Raw genomic sequence first — 16,451 nt, 5'->3', positions numbered from 1 at the left:
GATTGTTATATAAAACTCAAGTAAAATAAGTGTCTGAAGATTTACTCATTGACTTTTTATGGAAGGTGGCCTTATAGGCTACCCTGATCTACGAGGTACAAAATGCGTTGTCCATACTGCGGAAGCCTTGACGACAAGGTTATAGAGTCCAGAACAATGGCAAACGGCGAAAGCATAAGAAGAAGACGCGAATGTCTAAGCTGCGGATACCGTTTTACAAGCTACGAACGGATTGAAGAAAAACCATTTATGGTAATAAAGAGAGACGGCCGCAGGGAACCGTTTGATCTTGAAAAACTCTCGAAGGGAATAGAAAGAGCCCTTGAAAAACGTCCTGTTTCTACAGGAATGATTGAACAGATTGTAAATGAAATAGAAGACCAGGCTTATACAAAGGGCAAGTCTACGCGCGAAATTTCAACCACCGATCTGGGGGAACTTGTTCTTGACAGACTGCACGATGTAGACAAAGTCGCATACATAAGATTTGCAAGTGTTTACAAACATTTTAACGACCTGGATGAATTTGTAAATGAAGTAAACCGTCTTGAGGCAAAAAACAGTGACTAAAGGCTTTCTTACCCTTGTTACCCAGAAAAACTGCAGCAAATGCCGCAAAGCAGAAGAAATGCTCAAGCAGGCCGGCCTTCAGTTCAAAGAAGTTGATGCCTCATCAAAAACAGGAAGAACCTTTGCAGCCTCAAAATGCATTATTCTTACACCGACACTTATTCTGTCTGATTCCGACGGAACAGAAATCTGCAGGGCAGCATCAGAAGAAGAAATAAAAGATATGATAAAATCTTCAGAAATTTTTTAAGTTTTTGGACTTTTCCTGTTGACACAAACGGTGCAAACTGTTATTATCCAATCATTCAAACGGTGGCATAGTCCAGATGGTAGAACAACGGACTCATATTCCGTATGTCAGTGGTTCGATCCCACTTGCCACTATAAAAGCACTTTCGCAAGAAGGTGCTTTTTTTATTTGCGAAGAACGGCTTGCCTTTAAAAAGACCTGCTTTGACAAAGCAAAGGCCAGTCAGTATACTTCTGAATGTTTTTTATTTCACAAAGCAGAGGATCGCTTCAGATCCGGGGAAAAACTTTATGGTAGCAGAAAAATTTGATAGTCCTTTCAAAGGCAGAAGTCTGTTAAACTGGATTGACTGGAAAAGTGAAGAAATAAGCCAGATTCTTGACTGGGCAATTCAGGTAAAGGCTGAATCACATGCAGGCGAAATCCACCAGCGCTTTGTAGGAAAAACAATTGCCCTAATATTTGAAAAAAGATCCACAAGAACAAGATCTTCATTTGAAACATCTTTCGGCGAAGAAGGCGGCCACCCTGTTTTTATGTCAACACAGGATATCCAGCTTGGCGGAAAAGAAAGTGTAAAGGACACGGCAAGGGTTCTGGGCAGAATGTTCAGTGCAATTGAATTCCGCGGGTTCAAGCAGAGTCATGTGGAACAGCTGGCTCAGTATTCGGGCATTCCGGTAATAAACGGCCTTACGGACGACTACCACCCTACCCAGGTTCTTGCAGACATAATGACATTAAAAGAACAGTTCGGCACTCTCAAGGGACTTACACTCTGTTTCTGCGGTGACGGACGCAATAACATGGCCCGCTCACTCATGCTCATCTGTTCAAAATTCGGCATCAACTTTTCTGTATATGCACCAAAGGAACTGCAGCCGGCACAGGACATTATAAAAATCTGCGAACCGTTCGCAGCAGCCACCGGAGCAAAAATTTCAATTTCTGACGACCAGTCTGTTGTAAAAGGCGCCGATTGTCTTTATACTGATGTCTGGGTTTCCATGGGCGAAGAATCACTCAAGGAAGAACGCACAAGGCTGCTCAAGCCCTATCAGGTCAACGCTGCACTCATGAAGGCTACAGGCAAGGAAAACGCAATATTCCTTCACTGTCTGCCGGCCGTAACAGGTCAGGAAGTAACAGAAGAAGTGTTTGAAGGACCTGCAAGCAGAGTTTGGGATCAGGCCGAAAACAGAAAGCATACGATAAAAGCCATAATGCTGGCTCTTATCTAAAGCATAGAAAAATCAGGAGGCAATCATGAAGAAATTCCTTATATCTGTCATTCTAGCCGCACTTACGGCTGCTTCGGTTATGGCACAGGACGCACAGGCTGCAAAACCGGTTTGGGACCACGGAGACAACGTTTCTGACCTATCGTACCAGAACGTATTTATTTACAAGGTTCTCGACCACAAAGACGCATATATTGTCATGTATGCAAAACAGGGAATGAAAGTCGGAACAACAATCGTGCCAAAATCCTGGTCAGCACAGACACCAAGAAAACTTGACATCCGCAACAAGCCCAAGGGACTGAGCCCCTATATGACAGTAATCAAAAAGAACGGAGAATTTCTTCTTGTACGCATGACGCTTCCTCTCAACAGAAATGATCCTGTCTGGGGAGTAGCTCCAAACGGAACCACCGTTTCCGGGGCAGACGCAGAAACTCTTTCAATAGAATACTAAAGGACATCTCTAAATAAAATCTTCAGGCGGAATATATGACTCTCATCAGCAGGGAAAAAGTACAGAATTTTCTTGATTTTGTTAAACAGCACAAAACATTTCTTATTGCAGGACACAAAGAGCCTGACGGGGACTGTATTTCCAGCTGCATGGGAATTTCATATATTCTGGATTACCTTAAAAAGCCATACATTCTTCTGAGTGCCGGCCCTTTCAAAAGAAACGAAATAAAGCGTTTTTCCGAAAAGTTTTCTTCTGCCCTTCCTTTTATGACACAGGGAGAAAGGGATGAATGCGGTCTTATCATTGCCGACTGTTCGGAACTTGAACGGCTTGGTGACATAGACGGCGACCTTAAGGGATTTGACACTTTTATAATCGACCATCACAAAACTGCAGACGCAAGCGGTAAAAACACTATAATTGACCCGACGGCACCTGCAGCAGCATGTCTTGTACAGCAGCTTTTTGAAACCGTAGCAGGAAAACCAAACAAAGAACAGGCAGAAACCCTTTTCTTCGGAATTGCAACTGACACCGGCTATTTTAAATTCCTTAAGGAAGACAGTGCCGAAGTATTCCGTGGAGCCGCAAGACTCGTAGAAGACGGTGCAAACCCAAGAGTAACATACCAGATGATGACCGGCGGAAAAGCCTGGAATACAAGAAAACTTCTGGGCATTATGCTTGAACGCGCAGAACGCTACTATAACGGCAAACTTGCAGTCACATGGGAAACCATGGAAGATACAAAAAAATACGGTCAGGACGGAAGGGACAGCGACTCCCTTTACAGCCTTATGCTTGATGTAGAAGGAATAGAAGCCGTACTTTTTGTAAGACAGGAAACAGAACATTCATGCACACTTGGTTTACGTTCCCGTGAAGACTGTGACGTAAGTGCCATTGCCGCAAAATTCGGCGGCGGCGGACACAAAAACGCAGCAGGTGCCAGCACTGAAGGCAAAATAGAAACTCTGGTTCCTGCAATTCTTAAAGAATTCGCAAAAGTCCTCTAAAATTATTTTCCCAAAAAAACTTCTTCTTCCCCACCCACACACACTAGCGCGAAAACGTCAGTTCCCATCATGTCACCGCAAACGACGTTCTGTTCCCTACACGAACGCTCTGTCACATTGAACACTGCCTCTTACGTTAAAAAAATCTAGTCAAATCTAGTCAATTTTTAACTAGATTTGACTAGAAACTAACTAAAACTAATCAGTTTTTGACTAGTTTTGAATAGAAACTAACTGAATCTAGTCAAATTCCAACTAGTATTGACTAGTTTTTTCAGTTACAAAAACGGCTTTCTGTATAAACTTTCATAAATCAGCATTTTTTTTGCATAAACAGCCTTGTTTTATCCATTTTCAACATTTCTAAAGGCTTGGCACGGTATTTGCTATTAATTCAGCATGACTTCACCGGGAAACTGCAGGCAACGGTGGTGTCAAAACCAATTTACCGGAGCAACAAAAAATGAAAGAAATCGAAGAAATCTACAAAGATTTTTCAAACGGAACTGCAGGAACAGAACAAACAGTCTCAAGACTTATGGAATATGTATTTGTCAACAAAAATTACATTGGATTCGGATGGATTGACGAAGACTCATTTTCGGAATTCCTTATTTTCCTTCACTCAAAACTCGAAAAAATTCTCAGGAACTACAACTGCCATGAAGGTTCTTTTATGACTTATTTTCTTACGGTACTGAAAAATACAATGCGCTACCGGATAAAACAAAGTTACAGGAAAAAAGACAGCGAAGTCTGCTTTGACGATATTTCCAGACTGGATTATGAAGAAGAAAAACACCGGTATGAATGCAGCGAAAGTTCTCTGGAAGTAAATGCAGAAACAGACGAACACACGCTTGAAGAACTTGTCAAAGAAGAGCTGTTTCTGGATGATGATAAAAAATCAGGGCAACCCATAAAATACAGACTTATTCTGTCAAAAAAACTTCAGGAAAGAAAACACAGGAAAATGGCTGTTCTTATTCTGGCGCTTAAATCGTGCCTGTACCTTAACGAAAGGATGATCGACCGTGTTGCCCTCATTACTGGAATAAAACGTACCGAACTCTGCCGAATGCTTGCAAAAGCGCACCAGAGTCTGGAAGAAAAACGGGAAAGTCTTTACAAGCTCACACTCAGGAGAAACAGCGCATTTTTTTTCAGAAGGAAATACATGCTTCAAAAACTCAAAGTACGCGGCGACAAATACAAATGTGAACTTCTTGCAAAAAAAATTGAAAACAAGAATAGCACATGGGAACGTTCACTGGAAATGCTCAATAAAAAGAAATGCTTTTTTTCCCCAAGCAACAAAGCCATAGCACAAATAACCGGAATGGATGAAAGGCAGATTTCGTACATAATCCGCAGAGCAGCCAAAAACATAGACAACATATCGCTAAAATGGTATTCTGTCCCGCATGAAAATATACTTGGCAACAGGAAATCTGAATAAAAAACGCGAGATGTCGGAACTTTTTCCGAACCACACAATTGTAATTCCAAAGGACGAGGGAATTGAATTTGACCCCGAAGAAACAGGCACAACCTTTTACGAAAACAGCCTCATAAAGGCCAGTGCCCTGTGGAATATAGTTCACTCCCCCGTTCTGGCAGACGACTCGGGAATATGCGTAGACGCACTCGGCGGAATACCCGGCATTTATTCTTCAAGATATGCAGGCCCCGACTTTCCGAAAGGACGAGCTGACGGAACAAAAACGCCGCAGAGTGAACAGAACAGGTTTATCATCGAACAGACAAACAAAGCACTTTCTTCAGGAAAACCTCTTCCCCCAGGTACCTACCCCAACGGTCCCAGAAGTGCAAGATATGTATGCGCAATGGTACTCTATCTTGGCCCTGAAAGACTTTATGTAGCCCAAGAAACCATGGAAGGTGCCCTTGTAGAAACAACCGCCCAGGCTCGCGGAACAGGAGGATTCGGCTACGACCCGCTTTTTTACCTTCCCGAGTTAAAAAAGACCGCGGCAGAACTTACAGAAGGACAGAAAAATGCCATAAGTCACAGGGGAAAGGCTTCGGTAATAATAAAGAAGATAGTAACTGAACTTCTGGAAAAATAATTCGGGAAAACCGAAAAAAAAATCTAAAAAAAACTAAAGTCTGCTGCTACGTGTACCGATAAACAAATTGAAGAACCATGACCGCTCTACTTCGATGAAGATAACAGTCAGACTCTTCATGTAAAAGATTGCAGATGTAGCCTTGTAACTCAGATGTAATCTTTTACAAAAAGACGGAAAGGATTCTGTCTTTCTACAATTCCACGGAGGAACAAACTATGGTTATCAACCACAACATGTCCGCAATGTTTTCTAATCGCGCTCTGGGAGTAACAAACGGATCTCTTCAGAAGGATATGGAAAAACTCTCTTCAGGAGAAAGAATCAACCGTGCAGGTGACGACGCCTCGGGACTTGCAGTTTCCGAAAAGATGCGCTCACAGATACGCGGTTTGAATCAGGCATCAAAGAATGCTTCAAACGGAATCAGTTTTATCCAGACAACTGAAGGATATCTGCAGGAAACTACAGACATCGTTCAGCGCATCAGGGAACTTGCCGTTCAGAGTTCAAACGGTATCTACAGCGACGAAGACCGCATGCAGATTCAGGTTGAAGTAAGCCAGCTCGTTGCGGAAGTAGACCGCATCGCATCACAGGCTCAGTTCAACGGAATGAATATGCTTACCGGAAGATTCGCACAGGCAACCGGAGAGAACGTTCCCACTGCATCTATGTGGCTCCACATCGGCGCAAACATGGATCAGAGAATGAGCGTTTACATTGGAACCATGACAGCACAGGCCCTCGGAATGAGAAACGTAGGCACTGAAGAAGTCATGAGCATTGCGACACCGGATGAAGCCAACCGCGCAATTGGTACGCTTGACGAAGCTCTCAAGAAGATCAACAAACAGCGTGCGGATCTTGGAGGATACCAGAACCGTCTTGACTATGCAGTAAAGGGACTTGATATTGCAGCCGAAAATACACAGGCTTCAGAATCAAGAATCCGCGATACAGACATGGCATCACAGATGGTTGAATTCACCAAGAACCAGGTACTCACTCAGGCAGGAACAGCTATGCTCGCACAGGCCAACAGCCAGTCACAGAGCGTCTTGTCTTTGCTTCAATAGTGTAGTATAATTATCGGCAGAAAATAAAGTGTGTGCTTTATTTTCTGCCGGTTGTGCGGACGATTTATTGCTTTTCATAAAATCCTCTTCAAATCAATCCGTTTTTTCAGTCGGCATTCAACCATGATTTTTAGACATGGTAACTGCAATCTGCAGAATGCTCTTTGACAAAAGTTCTCCATATCACGTAAACGGCGTGGACGGTTATTCATATCAAGGTAAGAATAACGGTTCCTGCCGTAAGGGTCTAAGACGGTTCCAGGGGGCGCAAAAACCTGTAACTGCCCGTACGGAAAGGACGAATGCATGATGCATTTGTACAGAATCATGGAGGACAATTTTATGGTTATTAATCACAACATGAGTTCAATGTTTGCAAACAGAACACTCGGAGTTTCAAACTCCCAGCTTATGGGCAGCATTGAAAAGCTCAGCTCAGGCGAAAGAATCAACCGTGCCGGTGACGACGCTTCGGGACTTGCAGTATCTGAAAAGATGCGCAGCCAGATCCGCGGACTTAATCAGGCCAACAGAAATATCCAGAACGGAATTTCTTTTATTCAGGCAACAGAAGGATATCTTCAGGAAACTACAGATATTCTTCAGAGAGTTCGCGAACTTTCCGTTCAGTCCGCTAACGGCATCTACAGCGAAGAAGACCGCATGCAGATTCAGGTTGAAGTTTCCCAGCTTGTTGCTGAAGTAGACCGCATTGCTTCACAGGCACAGTTCAACGGAATGAACATTCTTACCGGTCGTTTTGCACAGAATTCTGTAACAAATCAGGTAATGACATTCCAGGTTGGCGCAAACATGGATCAGAGCGTAACAGCATTTATCGGAACAATGACCGCACAGTCTCTCGGACTCCGCGGAACACAGGGTTCTGATGAACAGATCAGCATTGCAAGCCCAGACCAGGCCAACATGGCTATCGGAACAATTGACAGTGCACTCAAGATGGTTTCACGCCAGAGAGCGGATCTTGGTGCTTATCAGAATCGTTTCGAAATGGCTTCAAAAGGAATCAATGTGGCTGCAGAAAACATGCAGGGAGCCGAGTCAGGCATTCGTGATACTGATATGGCTGCAGAGATGGTCGAGTATACTAAGAACGCGATTCTCTCACAGTCAGGAACGGCCATGCTTGCACAGGCAAACAGCCAGTCACAGAACGTTCTTGCTCTGCTTCAGTAGATTAAACCGTGCGTACCGGCAAGAGAAATCTGGATGTCTTCTTTTGACAGCACGTACGTAGAGTGAGGAGGGGTGCGCCCCCTTCCCCTCTCTTTTTTCTTTGTTCAGGAGGAAAATACCATGAATACAATAAGTACGATTGGGCAGACACAAGCCATGGACGGCTACTTTAACGCTCTTGACAAGCAGAAACAGGCACCAAAAGTTGCGGCACAGATAGGAAACATGCCCAACAGCGCGGCGGAAGTTTCTGCAAACATCGAAAGCAAAATTGCAGACACACAGGCTATGGCACAGGATCTTCAGAGACTGTCCGACATTGTAAAAGGTCACAAACTCAGGTTCAACGTAAACAATGAACTTGACAAAGTCGTCGTAACGGTAATTGACAGTTCGACGAACGAAATAATAAGGGAAATACCATCGGAGGATCTGCAGAAAATCCAGATCCACATGAAGCAGGCTATCGGTCTGCTCTTCGATGAAATGATTTAAATTGGCAGACGGACTAACTATACCCGGAGTAACAGACAGGTACAAGACAAACGATCTCGTAAATTCCCTTATGGAAGTGGAACGTATTCCGCTCAAAAGGGAAGAAGAGGCTCTGGAAGGCTACAAAAAGCAACAGGGAGCATGGCGGGATGTTAACCAGAAAATGTCCACACTTAGGGAAAGCGTAAAAAACCTTTATTCATTTGAAAACCCGTTCAACAACAAACTGGCCTCTTCTTCTGAAGAAAACGCCGTAACAGTAGACGCAGGGCGTGAAGCAGAATACGGTTCCTTTAAAATTGACGTTATTCAGCCGGCAACAGCAGACCGTTTTTTGAGTGCAGACATTGATTCGGACACAAAAGTAAAGGCCGGTAAATACACATTTTCTGCAGGCGAAAAAAAAATTGAATTCAACTGGAAAGGCGGCAAACTTTCTGACTTTGTAACAGCCCTCAACAGACGTGGCGGTGAAACAATAAAAGCAAGCCTTATAGGAATAAGCGCCAATAAAAAATCACTTCTTATAGAAAGCCTCAAAACCGGTGCACAGAACCGCCTTAAGTTTGAAAACGAAGCGCTCGACTTTGCAAAAGAAATCAAAATGGTTACCGCAGTTAAGTCCGAAGAAACAAAATTCAGTTCGCGGGAATCTTCTTTTTTTAACGCAGAAACAAAAGACACAGTTGTTCAGAACGGAATGCCGCAAATCTCAAAAAACAGCGTAAAATCTGACGGCAAAAACATAACCGTTCCCCCACGAAGCGGGTTTGGAATAAAATTTCCTGACAAAACAGGCCCTTCTGACACAATTGAATTCAACTTTTCTTCGCAGGAAACAGAAGACATAACAAAAGAAATAAACAGCCGCAGTTCAGAGCCTGTTCTTCCTTCGCCAGGAGAAGCCAGACTTGGCGGAATTACCATAGAAAACAACCAGAGCCTCACTTCCCTTCCGAAAATTCCGCAGCAGCAAAAAACAGTTCTTGAACCCATTCCTTCTGACAGTGAAAATCTGTTTTTTATAAAAAATGCCGACGGAACCGAAACTGCAGTAGGAAAAGAATATTTTTCTGAAAACGAAGACGGAACAACAAAGGCTGCAATAAAACTTTCAGACTTTCCAGGTGCACAGTCCCTTGTTGTAAGAAATTCTTCTACAGGCAAAAATATTACAGTTTCTGTTCCCGAGTCGTTCGATTCTTCAAAAAATCTTGGTTTTGCACCTGTTCACGCAATTACGACAGCCGATGATGCAAAAATTAAATATGAAGGAATTACACTCACACGTCCTGAAAATGACATAGACGACGTTGTTCCGCACATAACGCTGCATCTTCATGACAAGACAGAAAAAACGGCTACTGTAAAAATTGAACCCGACAAGGAAACCGCAAAAGACGCCATTATCACTTTTGTAGGAAAATACAATCAGGCTGTAGCAGAAATGACGATTCTTTCTACAAACAAGCCCGAAGTCGTAACTGAACTTGACTACCTAACAGACACAGAGCGTGAGGCTGCAATGGAAAAACTGGGTATATTCCAGGGAGATTTTACCCTTACAAACGGAAAAGCTTCCCTCCAGAGAATTGTTACTTCACCATACAGAAGTTCAGAAGAAGCTGCTATTACCCTTCTTTCCCAGATTGGAATTTCTACAAACGCAAGCACAGGAACAGGCGGCTACAGAGCTTCACAAATGCGCGGCTATCTTGAAGTTGATGAAAAAAAACTGGACGAAGCAATAGAAAACAATCTTGACAGCATAAAAAATCTTTTCGGCTATGACAGCGACGGTGATTTGATCATAGATGACGGAATCGCACTCAAAATGGACAAACAGCTCACGTCATGGGTTCAGTCAGGCGGAATAATTTCTTCAAAAACAAGCTCTCTTGATACAAGAATAAAGGCTTCTGACTCAAAGATTTCAAGGCTTCAGACACAGCTGGACCAAAAGGAAGCTGAACTCAGAAGAAAATATGCTTCTATGGAAGGAACATTGAACAGTCTGGAAGGACAGCAGTCAAGCCTTAAGAATTTCGCTAACCAAAACGGCTCTCGCTAGCCGATAATCTGAATGAGGTAAAAAAATGCAACTCAAAGTAAACGGACAGGATGTTGACATAACTCTAGAAAACGAAAAAACCATTGGGGACGTACTTGCATCTTTTGAAGCAGAAGCCGCAAAAAACAATGCAACAACTGTTTCTATAAAAATAGACGGAATGCCGGTAAGCGCAGAAGAATTTGACGAAGCGGCAAAAAATCCGATAAAAGAAGACACACTCATTGAACTGCGTGTTATAAGTCTTGCAGAAATACGTGATGCATTATCAGTCTCTCAAAACAATCTCAAATCCCTTTCTGAACAGCTTCTGGAAATTCCAGCAAAACTTCAGTCAGGCGACGACAAGTATGCAGACCAAATCATAACAAATCTTGCAGACGGAATTGACTCTTTCTGCCACACAACGACACTGTGCGCGCTGTTCCCCGAAGAATACGAAAAAATCAAATTTGACGGAAAATCTGCCGGCGAGTTTTTTGAAGATTTTGCACCGATAATTGCAGACTTGGAACAGGCCATGTCTTCAAAAGATACTGTTACCATAGGCGATTTGTGCGAATATGAAATTTCCCCGCGTCTTATGTCGCTTGCAGAATCTATTTCAAAATATCTTGGGGCTTAACAGACTTTATGCGGAATCGGGTGCACTTAATGAAGTACCGTCCGATATTGTTTTTTTATTAAAATAGGATTATCATTAAAAAATATGAAAGTTCTGGAGCTAAAGTCCATTTCAAAAGAGGACGGTTATATTTATTATATAAACAAATACAAAGCAACCGCCGTCGTCGAATTTCTTACCAGACGCATTTCTTTTCCAATCAGTTTTACTATAGAAATGAATCCGTTCGGCAAAAAAACAATAGATTTGGATCCTCTGCCCAGAGAGATTGACTACCCTGTTGTTCCGCTTAAAAAATCACTTGTAGAATTTATCGGCAAGCTGTCGGAACAAGGTTCGCTCCCGTAAACTTTCCCAGGAGAAAAAATGACGTACATAACCCACTCGGCACAGGAAACGGTAGATCTTGGAGAAAAGATCGGTTCCCTTTTGAAAAGCGGTGACGTAATTGCAATGACAGGAACGCTTGCTGCCGGAAAAACAACAATAACCAAAGGAATTGCAAAGGCTCTCGGAATAACAGACGTTGTTACAAGCCCGACTTTCTGTCTTATAAGTGAATACGAAGGTACAAAAATGCCCCTTTACCACATGGACGTTTACAGACTGGACGGTCCCGAAGATTTTATTAATCTTGGAGTGGAAGACATGCTTGACGGTGACGGAGTGTGCATAGTTGAATGGAGCGCAAAAGTCAGTTCAGAACTTCCCAAAAGAACAATAAAAATTGAAATAACGCCTCTCGAAGACGGAAGCAGACAGATTAAAATTGAAAACTGGAACAGACAGGAACCGGAGGATTAAAAATGAATGCACTTGCAATAGACTGCGCTGTCTCAAAACTTACAATAGCAGCAAAAAAAGACAAAAATCTTGTAAAAGTAACGCTTGACGTCGGAATAAAACAGTCAGAAAAAATCCTTCCTACTGTTGATTATGTAATGTCAGAACTGGGGCTTGACTCTGAAAAACTTGACTACACGGCGGTAACACTCGGACCCGGAACCTTTACAGGACTGAGGCTTGGACTAAGTACACTCAAGGCAATAAACCTTGCGCACAATGTTCCTGTATATGGAATTCCGTCCCTGCAGGCATATGCTTGGCCGTACAGAAAAGCAATAGAATCTGTTCTGCCCCTAATTGAATCAAAGGAAGACGAATACTTTCATGCCTTCTACATACGCGGTGAAAAAATAGGTGAAGACGAAGATCTTGGTGTAGAAAAAATTCTTCAGAAAATAGATCCAGAAACTTCAGTCCTTGCATGCGGCCCGGGAGCACGTAACTTTGTGGAAAAGGTAAATGAAGAAACCCCGCTGTATTCGCTCCACGCATTTACACCCGAAGGTGACGCCTGTGAATCCCTTTTTGAAATAGCAGAACAAATGATTGCAGAAAAAAAAACCGGCCCTCGAAGATTATGACGGACCGGTCTATGTAAGAAAAAGCGAAGCCGAAATTGTTCTTGAAAACAAAAACGCCGAATTACAAAAATAAAAAAATTATTTGGAAAACAAGCGCTGCAGCTGTTCGGCAGAAGGCTGTGTTGCTGCGGCAATGTTTTCACTCTGAATTGCTTCCAGAACTTCCTGTCTGAAAACCTTTACACTTTTGGGAGCTTCAACACCAATCTTGACCTGATCACCCCTTATTTCAATTATACTCAGGGTAATGTCGGCTCCAATCTTTATTTTCTGGTCGACTTTTCTTGAAAGTATAAGCATCTATTTTCCCTCCTTTTTTTTGAGGGCATCAAGAATTCCATGCTTTGTACTCCACTTAGTGTCATTGAGAACGACCTGCATGCTCAGATTGTTGCGTCTGTTTATGATGACAGGTCCCTGGAAATTTGCAGTAACCGGTGTTCCGTCTGAAGGTATTGTAACTATTGTAAAAACACTTACATCAGCAGGATCTTCTATTCCTATTTTGGCAAGTTCAGAATCGTCAATATCGGCTTCGTAATCATCGCTTATCAAAAATGGATCTAAAAGTAAAAACGCAAGATTTTTTTCCTGCATGGACTGAAGCCAGACAAACGGCGGATATTCACTGTCAATAAGTGCAAAGTCTGTGTAATCTTCAAAACCAAACAGCCCGAACGGCATTTTGATTATTCTGTCTGCACTGACATCAACTGTTCCTGACATTTTCGTCGCAACTTTCATTTAATTCCTCTTTATTTTGTTATTAGCGCATGTAGTCAAGAAGAGTGCTACTGTACATTTTTCCGGCATTGCTGAGCGTTGCCTGGTTAACGTATTCCATCATCTTCATGTCTGTTATTGCCTTTGTTATGTCTATGTCGCCTTCCCTGCTTACAAGGGCCGTTACATTAAGATTATTCGTTTTGGAACGTTCAATATTGTTGACTGCCCTTTCGTAATCACTTCCCGACTTGGCAAGTCTTGTTGTAAGATTGGAAATTCCCTGGTCAATTGTTCCAAGAACACGGCCGCCGATAGATTCGTTGTCGCCTCTGAGCATTGCATCGCGGAGTGCAATTACAGAGTCAAAAAGAGAACCGCCTGAAACACGCACCCCGTTTCCGATATTATACGGAGGAAGCTGGCTTTTGTCCTTTATCATTCCGATGTCAGAAAGTGAAGAACCGCTTTTGTCTTCGAGCCAGATCTGGTGAGAGTCGGTTGTAGTAAGATTAAGTCCGCCTGTAACCGGGTCAATTTCTGCCTTTACTGCAACGCCGCTGTCATTGATTTTTGCAGCAAGGGCATAAACATTGTCACCGGACGAAACCTTAACGTCAACACCGTCTATTCCGATTACACCGTCTTCGAGTGCCTGCCAGGAACTTAGGTCACGCTGTCCCATAAGACGCTGCGGTTCGGCCCAGAAAGTTTTGTTTCCGCTTGAGTCAACTTCAAGATATGCATTTTCATCAACTTCTACTTTATTGATACCGACGTTTCCGTTATATCGTACGTTTTCTATAAGAGCTTCTTTTGCACCCGGAACATTTCCCATCACAACATCAAATGCAACACCCTTTGTTCTTGTACCCGAAAAAAGCGTATTTCCGTCAGGTCCAACGGCATTTGCATTCTGCACCAACTCTTTGAGAAGTTCGTTCACTTCGGTCGCCATATTCTTGAGATCATCCGGGGTATAGGTTCCAGAAGCGCCTCCGACTGCAAGCTCCCTTACACGCTGCATTATCTGAAGATTCTGGTTTATGTAGCCTTCGCGTACATTGAACTGGTCTGCCAGTGTCTGCGCATTTTTTTCAAAGCGCTCAACCCTTCCCTGATAAGACTGGTAACGCACAAGATGTCCCGCAGCAATAGGATCATCCCTTAATGAACTTATGCGGCTCTGGTTTCCTATCTGGTTTGAAAGACGATTGCTGTTGACTTCCTGTCTGCGCAGGTGATACTGCGTGTCTGAATTATTGATCTGTGAACTGATTCTTGTCATAACCTGCCCCTATATTATTGAAATTATCAGACACCGAGTCTGTTTATAAGAGTGTCCAGAAGTTCATCCTGAACCGTAACGAATTTTGCCGCGGCATTGTATCCGTGCTGGAACTTGATTATGTCTGCAAGTTCCTCATCTATATTTACCCCGCTTATACTGTCGCGGAGTGAACGAAGGTCGTCCATAATTTTATTCTGGCTCGCAAGCTGGTTTTGCGCCTGTTCACCCTTGAGACCAACATTGGTTACGCTTTCTGCAAAATAGTCATCAAAAGTACGGCCGGTTCCTATCATAACCTTTGTATTTCTCATGGCAGCTATTTCTACAGCAGCACGCGCGTCTCCCGGGTCTGCATCACCGATTGTGTTTGCAAAAGCGGCGGCAACACTGCGTACATCACCCGTAACTGCAGGGTTAACTTCCATATAATCTGCAGGACTCATTACAGGCGAAACCGCAAACTGCGCTCCGTCAAGGGAAGTTACGGCATCGGCACGGTTAAAGTCATAAGCACCGCCTTCACCGCTTTGTGCAAGAATTCCTGAATATCCGGTAAGGAACATTCCCGAATCTTCCACATGGCGTATGACAAAATCAGGATTTTCCATAGAAGCAGAAGATGTAGCCTTTAACACAAGGTTTGAATTGCGGTCAAGATAAGCTTTCACTTCGGCATTGCTGTCATTTATGCGATTAACGACATCTGCAACCGTATCAGAAGCATAATAGGAAACATTTACATTTCCCGAAGCACCGTTAAATGTCATTGTACCTTCAAGTCCAATCTGTTCCTGAGGGCGCAGGGCATTTTTTCCCGTCATTCTGAATACGTACGATGAATCTTCAACACCGTCACCGTTTCTGTCATAGTTGCCGTTTGTGTTTTCTACAAAGTCATGCTGAACAAAAAAATCGAGTCCTGTAACATTGTTTTTACCGACTGCATTTCTGTGAACGTCATTTACAAGGTCTGCAAAATTGAGTGCCATTGTATTCAGGGACTGTACTTCTGAACGGATATCTTTGTCGCGCAGTTCAATTAGGGCACCGAGTGTTCCACCATGGAACTGTGCATCAATACCGGTATCTGTCCATACAAGTTTTCCGTAACCGTTATTGTCTATCTGCGGAACACTTTTTATCTGGCGTGCAAGACTGCCCTGAACAATAACCTGGCCGTCTGTGTGAACCATAAATTCGTCAGGATCCTTTCTGTCTACAGTCACGTTTATAAGATTTGCAAGTTTTTCTACAAGAAGATCACGCCTGTCCATAAGATCGTTGGGATTGTCACCCATAGCACGGCTTCTTACGATTTCTGCGTTAACAGCTGCAATCTGGGATGAAATGTCATTTACCTGTCTGACAGTTGCTTCTATATCACCGTCAATCTGTTTTCCTATTTCTGAAAGCCCGCGGAACTGCTGTCTTATGGAATCGGTAAGTGTCTGTCCTCTCGTAACAACAGCCTGTCTTGCAGCGTCACTGTCGGGATAAACAGAAAGTTCCTGCCAGCCCTGCCAGAATTTATCCATATTGCCACGTACAGAAATTTCTTCGGGCTCGTTATAGACTGATTCAATCATTGCATAATATTTTTCACGCGTTGCCCAGTAACTTTCAACATTTGTCTGGCCTACAATTCTGCTGTCCAAAAGCTCATCCCTTACGCGGGTAATGCTTTCTACATCTGTTCCCTGTCCTATCTGACCTGCAACCTGTGCTCTTTCCAAATCAGGGCGGTAAAGGGGGTCAAAAGCACGTACATTGACGCGCTGTCTGGAATAGCCTTCGGTGTCTGCATTCGAAATGTTGTGTCCCGCAGTGGAAATCTGGGTAGAATGCGCCATGAGACTTCTTTTTCCAATTTCAATTCCTGCAAATGAACTTGCCATAATTACTCCTGAAAGACAAAA

The 16,451-nt window shown here is 43.2% G+C and carries 19 protein-coding genes and 1 tRNA gene; 16 read left to right on the top strand and 4 right to left on the bottom strand.

The annotated features are described in order from the left end of the window. Positions 1-102 precede the first annotated feature (102 nt). The 16 genes from nrdR (at position 103) to tsaB (ending at position 12,521) form a co-directional block, all read left to right on the top strand. Positions 103-570: a transcriptional regulator NrdR gene (gene nrdR / locus IWA51_RS05835; RefSeq protein ID WP_177527927.1), complete on the top strand. Its 468-nt coding sequence runs from the start codon at positions 103-105 to the stop codon at positions 568-570. Further along, the gene (locus IWA51_RS05830) at positions 563-820 is read left to right on the top strand and encodes a thioredoxin domain-containing protein (protein WP_198443559.1); all 258 of its coding nucleotides are present in this window, start codon (positions 563-565) and stop codon (positions 818-820) included. The genes nrdR and IWA51_RS05830 overlap by 8 nt, the downstream gene beginning before the upstream one ends. A gap of 61 nt (positions 821-881) precedes the next feature. Beyond that, positions 882-954 (top strand) — tRNA-Met (locus IWA51_RS05825). A 156-nt stretch (positions 955-1,110) separates the two neighbouring features. Next, a complete protein-coding gene (gene argF / locus IWA51_RS05820; RefSeq protein WP_198443558.1) occupies positions 1,111-2,061 on the top strand; it encodes an ornithine carbamoyltransferase in 951 nt (316 codons plus the stop codon). A gap of 25 nt (positions 2,062-2,086) precedes the next feature. Then, positions 2,087-2,518, top strand: coding sequence for a hypothetical protein (locus IWA51_RS05815; protein WP_177527924.1), 432 nt, complete (start codon positions 2,087-2,089; stop codon positions 2,516-2,518). A gap of 35 nt (positions 2,519-2,553) precedes the next feature. Further along, a complete protein-coding gene (locus IWA51_RS05810) occupies positions 2,554-3,537 on the top strand; it encodes a DHH family phosphoesterase (protein ID WP_198443557.1) in 984 nt (327 codons plus the stop codon). Positions 3,538-4,000: 463 nt separating this feature from the next. Further along, positions 4,001-4,996 (top strand): hypothetical protein, encoded by a 996-nt coding sequence (locus IWA51_RS05805; RefSeq protein ID WP_198443556.1) that lies wholly within the window; start codon positions 4,001-4,003, stop codon positions 4,994-4,996. Next, positions 4,962-5,627: a non-canonical purine NTP pyrophosphatase gene (locus IWA51_RS05800; RefSeq protein WP_198443555.1), complete on the top strand. Its 666-nt coding sequence runs from the start codon at positions 4,962-4,964 to the stop codon at positions 5,625-5,627. Before IWA51_RS05805 ends, IWA51_RS05800 begins: the two co-directional genes overlap by 35 nt. A gap of 218 nt (positions 5,628-5,845) precedes the next feature. Next, the gene (locus IWA51_RS05795; RefSeq protein WP_198443554.1) at positions 5,846-6,706 is read left to right on the top strand and encodes a flagellin N-terminal helical domain-containing protein; all 861 of its coding nucleotides are present in this window, start codon (positions 5,846-5,848) and stop codon (positions 6,704-6,706) included. A gap of 342 nt (positions 6,707-7,048) precedes the next feature. Further along, entirely contained in the window at positions 7,049-7,903 is an 855-nt protein-coding gene (locus IWA51_RS05790) for a flagellin N-terminal helical domain-containing protein (RefSeq protein WP_177527919.1), read from the top strand. A 120-nt stretch (positions 7,904-8,023) separates the two neighbouring features. Continuing rightward, a complete protein-coding gene (locus IWA51_RS05785; RefSeq protein WP_177527918.1) occupies positions 8,024-8,398 on the top strand; it encodes a flagellar protein FlaG in 375 nt (124 codons plus the stop codon). A 1-nt stretch (position 8,399) separates the two neighbouring features. Beyond that, complete coding sequence (fliD, locus tag IWA51_RS05780) at positions 8,400-10,469, top strand: flagellar filament capping protein FliD (RefSeq protein ID WP_198443553.1); 2,070 nt, start codon at positions 8,400-8,402, stop codon at positions 10,467-10,469. 25 nt (positions 10,470-10,494) lie between these two features. Beyond that, positions 10,495-11,094 carry a hypothetical protein gene (locus IWA51_RS05775; RefSeq protein WP_198443552.1) on the top strand — a complete coding sequence of 200 codons (600 nt, stop codon included), beginning with the start codon at positions 10,495-10,497 and terminating at the stop codon, positions 11,092-11,094. A gap of 84 nt (positions 11,095-11,178) precedes the next feature. Beyond that, on the top strand, positions 11,179-11,442 hold the full coding sequence (locus tag IWA51_RS05770) for a hypothetical protein (protein ID WP_177527915.1): 264 nt from the start codon (positions 11,179-11,181) through the stop codon (positions 11,440-11,442). Between the two features lie 18 nt (positions 11,443-11,460). Further along, a complete protein-coding gene (tsaE, locus tag IWA51_RS05765; protein ID WP_198443551.1) occupies positions 11,461-11,898 on the top strand; it encodes a tRNA (adenosine(37)-N6)-threonylcarbamoyltransferase complex ATPase subunit type 1 TsaE in 438 nt (145 codons plus the stop codon). 2 nt (positions 11,899-11,900) lie between these two features. Further along, positions 11,901-12,521: a tRNA (adenosine(37)-N6)-threonylcarbamoyltransferase complex dimerization subunit type 1 TsaB gene (gene tsaB / locus IWA51_RS05760; protein ID WP_198443550.1), complete on the top strand. Its 621-nt coding sequence runs from the start codon at positions 11,901-11,903 to the stop codon at positions 12,519-12,521. Between the two features lie 78 nt (positions 12,522-12,599). On the opposite strand, the gene csrA is transcribed toward tsaB, so the two are convergent. From csrA to flgK, 4 genes are read right to left on the bottom strand one after another with little or no spacing between them, the layout of a single operon-like run. Continuing rightward, a complete protein-coding gene (gene csrA, locus IWA51_RS05755; RefSeq protein ID WP_177527912.1) occupies positions 12,600-12,821 on the bottom strand; it encodes a carbon storage regulator CsrA in 222 nt (73 codons plus the stop codon). Next, on the bottom strand, positions 12,822-13,265 hold the full coding sequence (gene fliW / locus IWA51_RS05750; protein ID WP_177527911.1) for a flagellar assembly protein FliW: 444 nt from the start codon (positions 13,263-13,265) through the stop codon (positions 12,822-12,824). A 22-nt stretch (positions 13,266-13,287) separates the two neighbouring features. Continuing rightward, positions 13,288-14,532, bottom strand: a complete 1,245-nt coding sequence (locus tag IWA51_RS05745) for a flagellar hook-associated protein 3 (RefSeq protein ID WP_198443549.1) — start codon at positions 14,530-14,532, stop codon at positions 13,288-13,290. Positions 14,533-14,558: 26 nt separating this feature from the next. Further along, a complete protein-coding gene (flgK, locus tag IWA51_RS05740) occupies positions 14,559-16,430 on the bottom strand; it encodes a flagellar hook-associated protein FlgK (RefSeq protein ID WP_177527909.1) in 1,872 nt (623 codons plus the stop codon). Positions 16,431-16,451: the final 21 nt, after the last annotated feature.

It is taken from the genome of Treponema peruense, from assembly GCF_016117655.1.
GTDB classification, from domain to species: domain Bacteria; phylum Spirochaetota; class Spirochaetia; order Treponematales; family Treponemataceae; genus Treponema_D; species Treponema_D peruense.
The sequence above is the reverse complement of the archived record's forward strand: the minus strand, read 5'-3'. Positions and strand labels throughout refer to the sequence as shown.

Excerpts from the sequence above, each read along its gene's own strand:
- nrdR (WP_177527927.1), top strand. The coding sequence starts at position 103 with ATGCGTTGTCCATACTGCGGAAGCCTTGACGACAAGGTTATAGAGTCC.
- argF (WP_198443558.1), top strand. The coding sequence starts at position 1,111 with ATGGTAGCAGAAAAATTTGATAGTCCTTTCAAAGGCAGAAGTCTGTTA.
- IWA51_RS05815 (WP_177527924.1), top strand. The coding sequence starts at position 2,087 with ATGAAGAAATTCCTTATATCTGTCATTCTAGCCGCACTTACGGCTGCT.
- IWA51_RS05810 (WP_198443557.1), top strand. The coding sequence starts at position 2,554 with ATGACTCTCATCAGCAGGGAAAAAGTACAGAATTTTCTTGATTTTGTT.
- IWA51_RS05805 (WP_198443556.1), top strand. The coding sequence starts at position 4,001 with ATGAAAGAAATCGAAGAAATCTACAAAGATTTTTCAAACGGAACTGCA.
- IWA51_RS05800 (WP_198443555.1), top strand. The coding sequence starts at position 4,962 with ATGAAAATATACTTGGCAACAGGAAATCTGAATAAAAAACGCGAGATG.
- IWA51_RS05795 (WP_198443554.1), top strand. The coding sequence starts at position 5,846 with ATGGTTATCAACCACAACATGTCCGCAATGTTTTCTAATCGCGCTCTG.
- IWA51_RS05790 (WP_177527919.1), top strand. The coding sequence starts at position 7,049 with ATGGTTATTAATCACAACATGAGTTCAATGTTTGCAAACAGAACACTC.
- IWA51_RS05785 (WP_177527918.1), top strand. The coding sequence starts at position 8,024 with ATGAATACAATAAGTACGATTGGGCAGACACAAGCCATGGACGGCTAC.
- IWA51_RS05775 (WP_198443552.1), top strand. The coding sequence starts at position 10,495 with ATGCAACTCAAAGTAAACGGACAGGATGTTGACATAACTCTAGAAAAC.
- IWA51_RS05770 (WP_177527915.1), top strand. The coding sequence starts at position 11,179 with ATGAAAGTTCTGGAGCTAAAGTCCATTTCAAAAGAGGACGGTTATATT.
- tsaE (WP_198443551.1), top strand. The coding sequence starts at position 11,461 with ATGACGTACATAACCCACTCGGCACAGGAAACGGTAGATCTTGGAGAA.
- tsaB (WP_198443550.1), top strand. The coding sequence starts at position 11,901 with ATGAATGCACTTGCAATAGACTGCGCTGTCTCAAAACTTACAATAGCA.
- csrA (WP_177527912.1), bottom strand. The coding sequence starts at position 12,821 with ATGCTTATACTTTCAAGAAAAGTCGACCAGAAAATAAAGATTGGAGCC.
- fliW (WP_177527911.1), bottom strand. The coding sequence starts at position 13,265 with ATGAAAGTTGCGACGAAAATGTCAGGAACAGTTGATGTCAGTGCAGAC.
- IWA51_RS05745 (WP_198443549.1), bottom strand. The coding sequence starts at position 14,532 with ATGACAAGAATCAGTTCACAGATCAATAATTCAGACACGCAGTATCAC.
- flgK (WP_177527909.1), bottom strand. The coding sequence starts at position 16,430 with ATGGCAAGTTCATTTGCAGGAATTGAAATTGGAAAAAGAAGTCTCATG.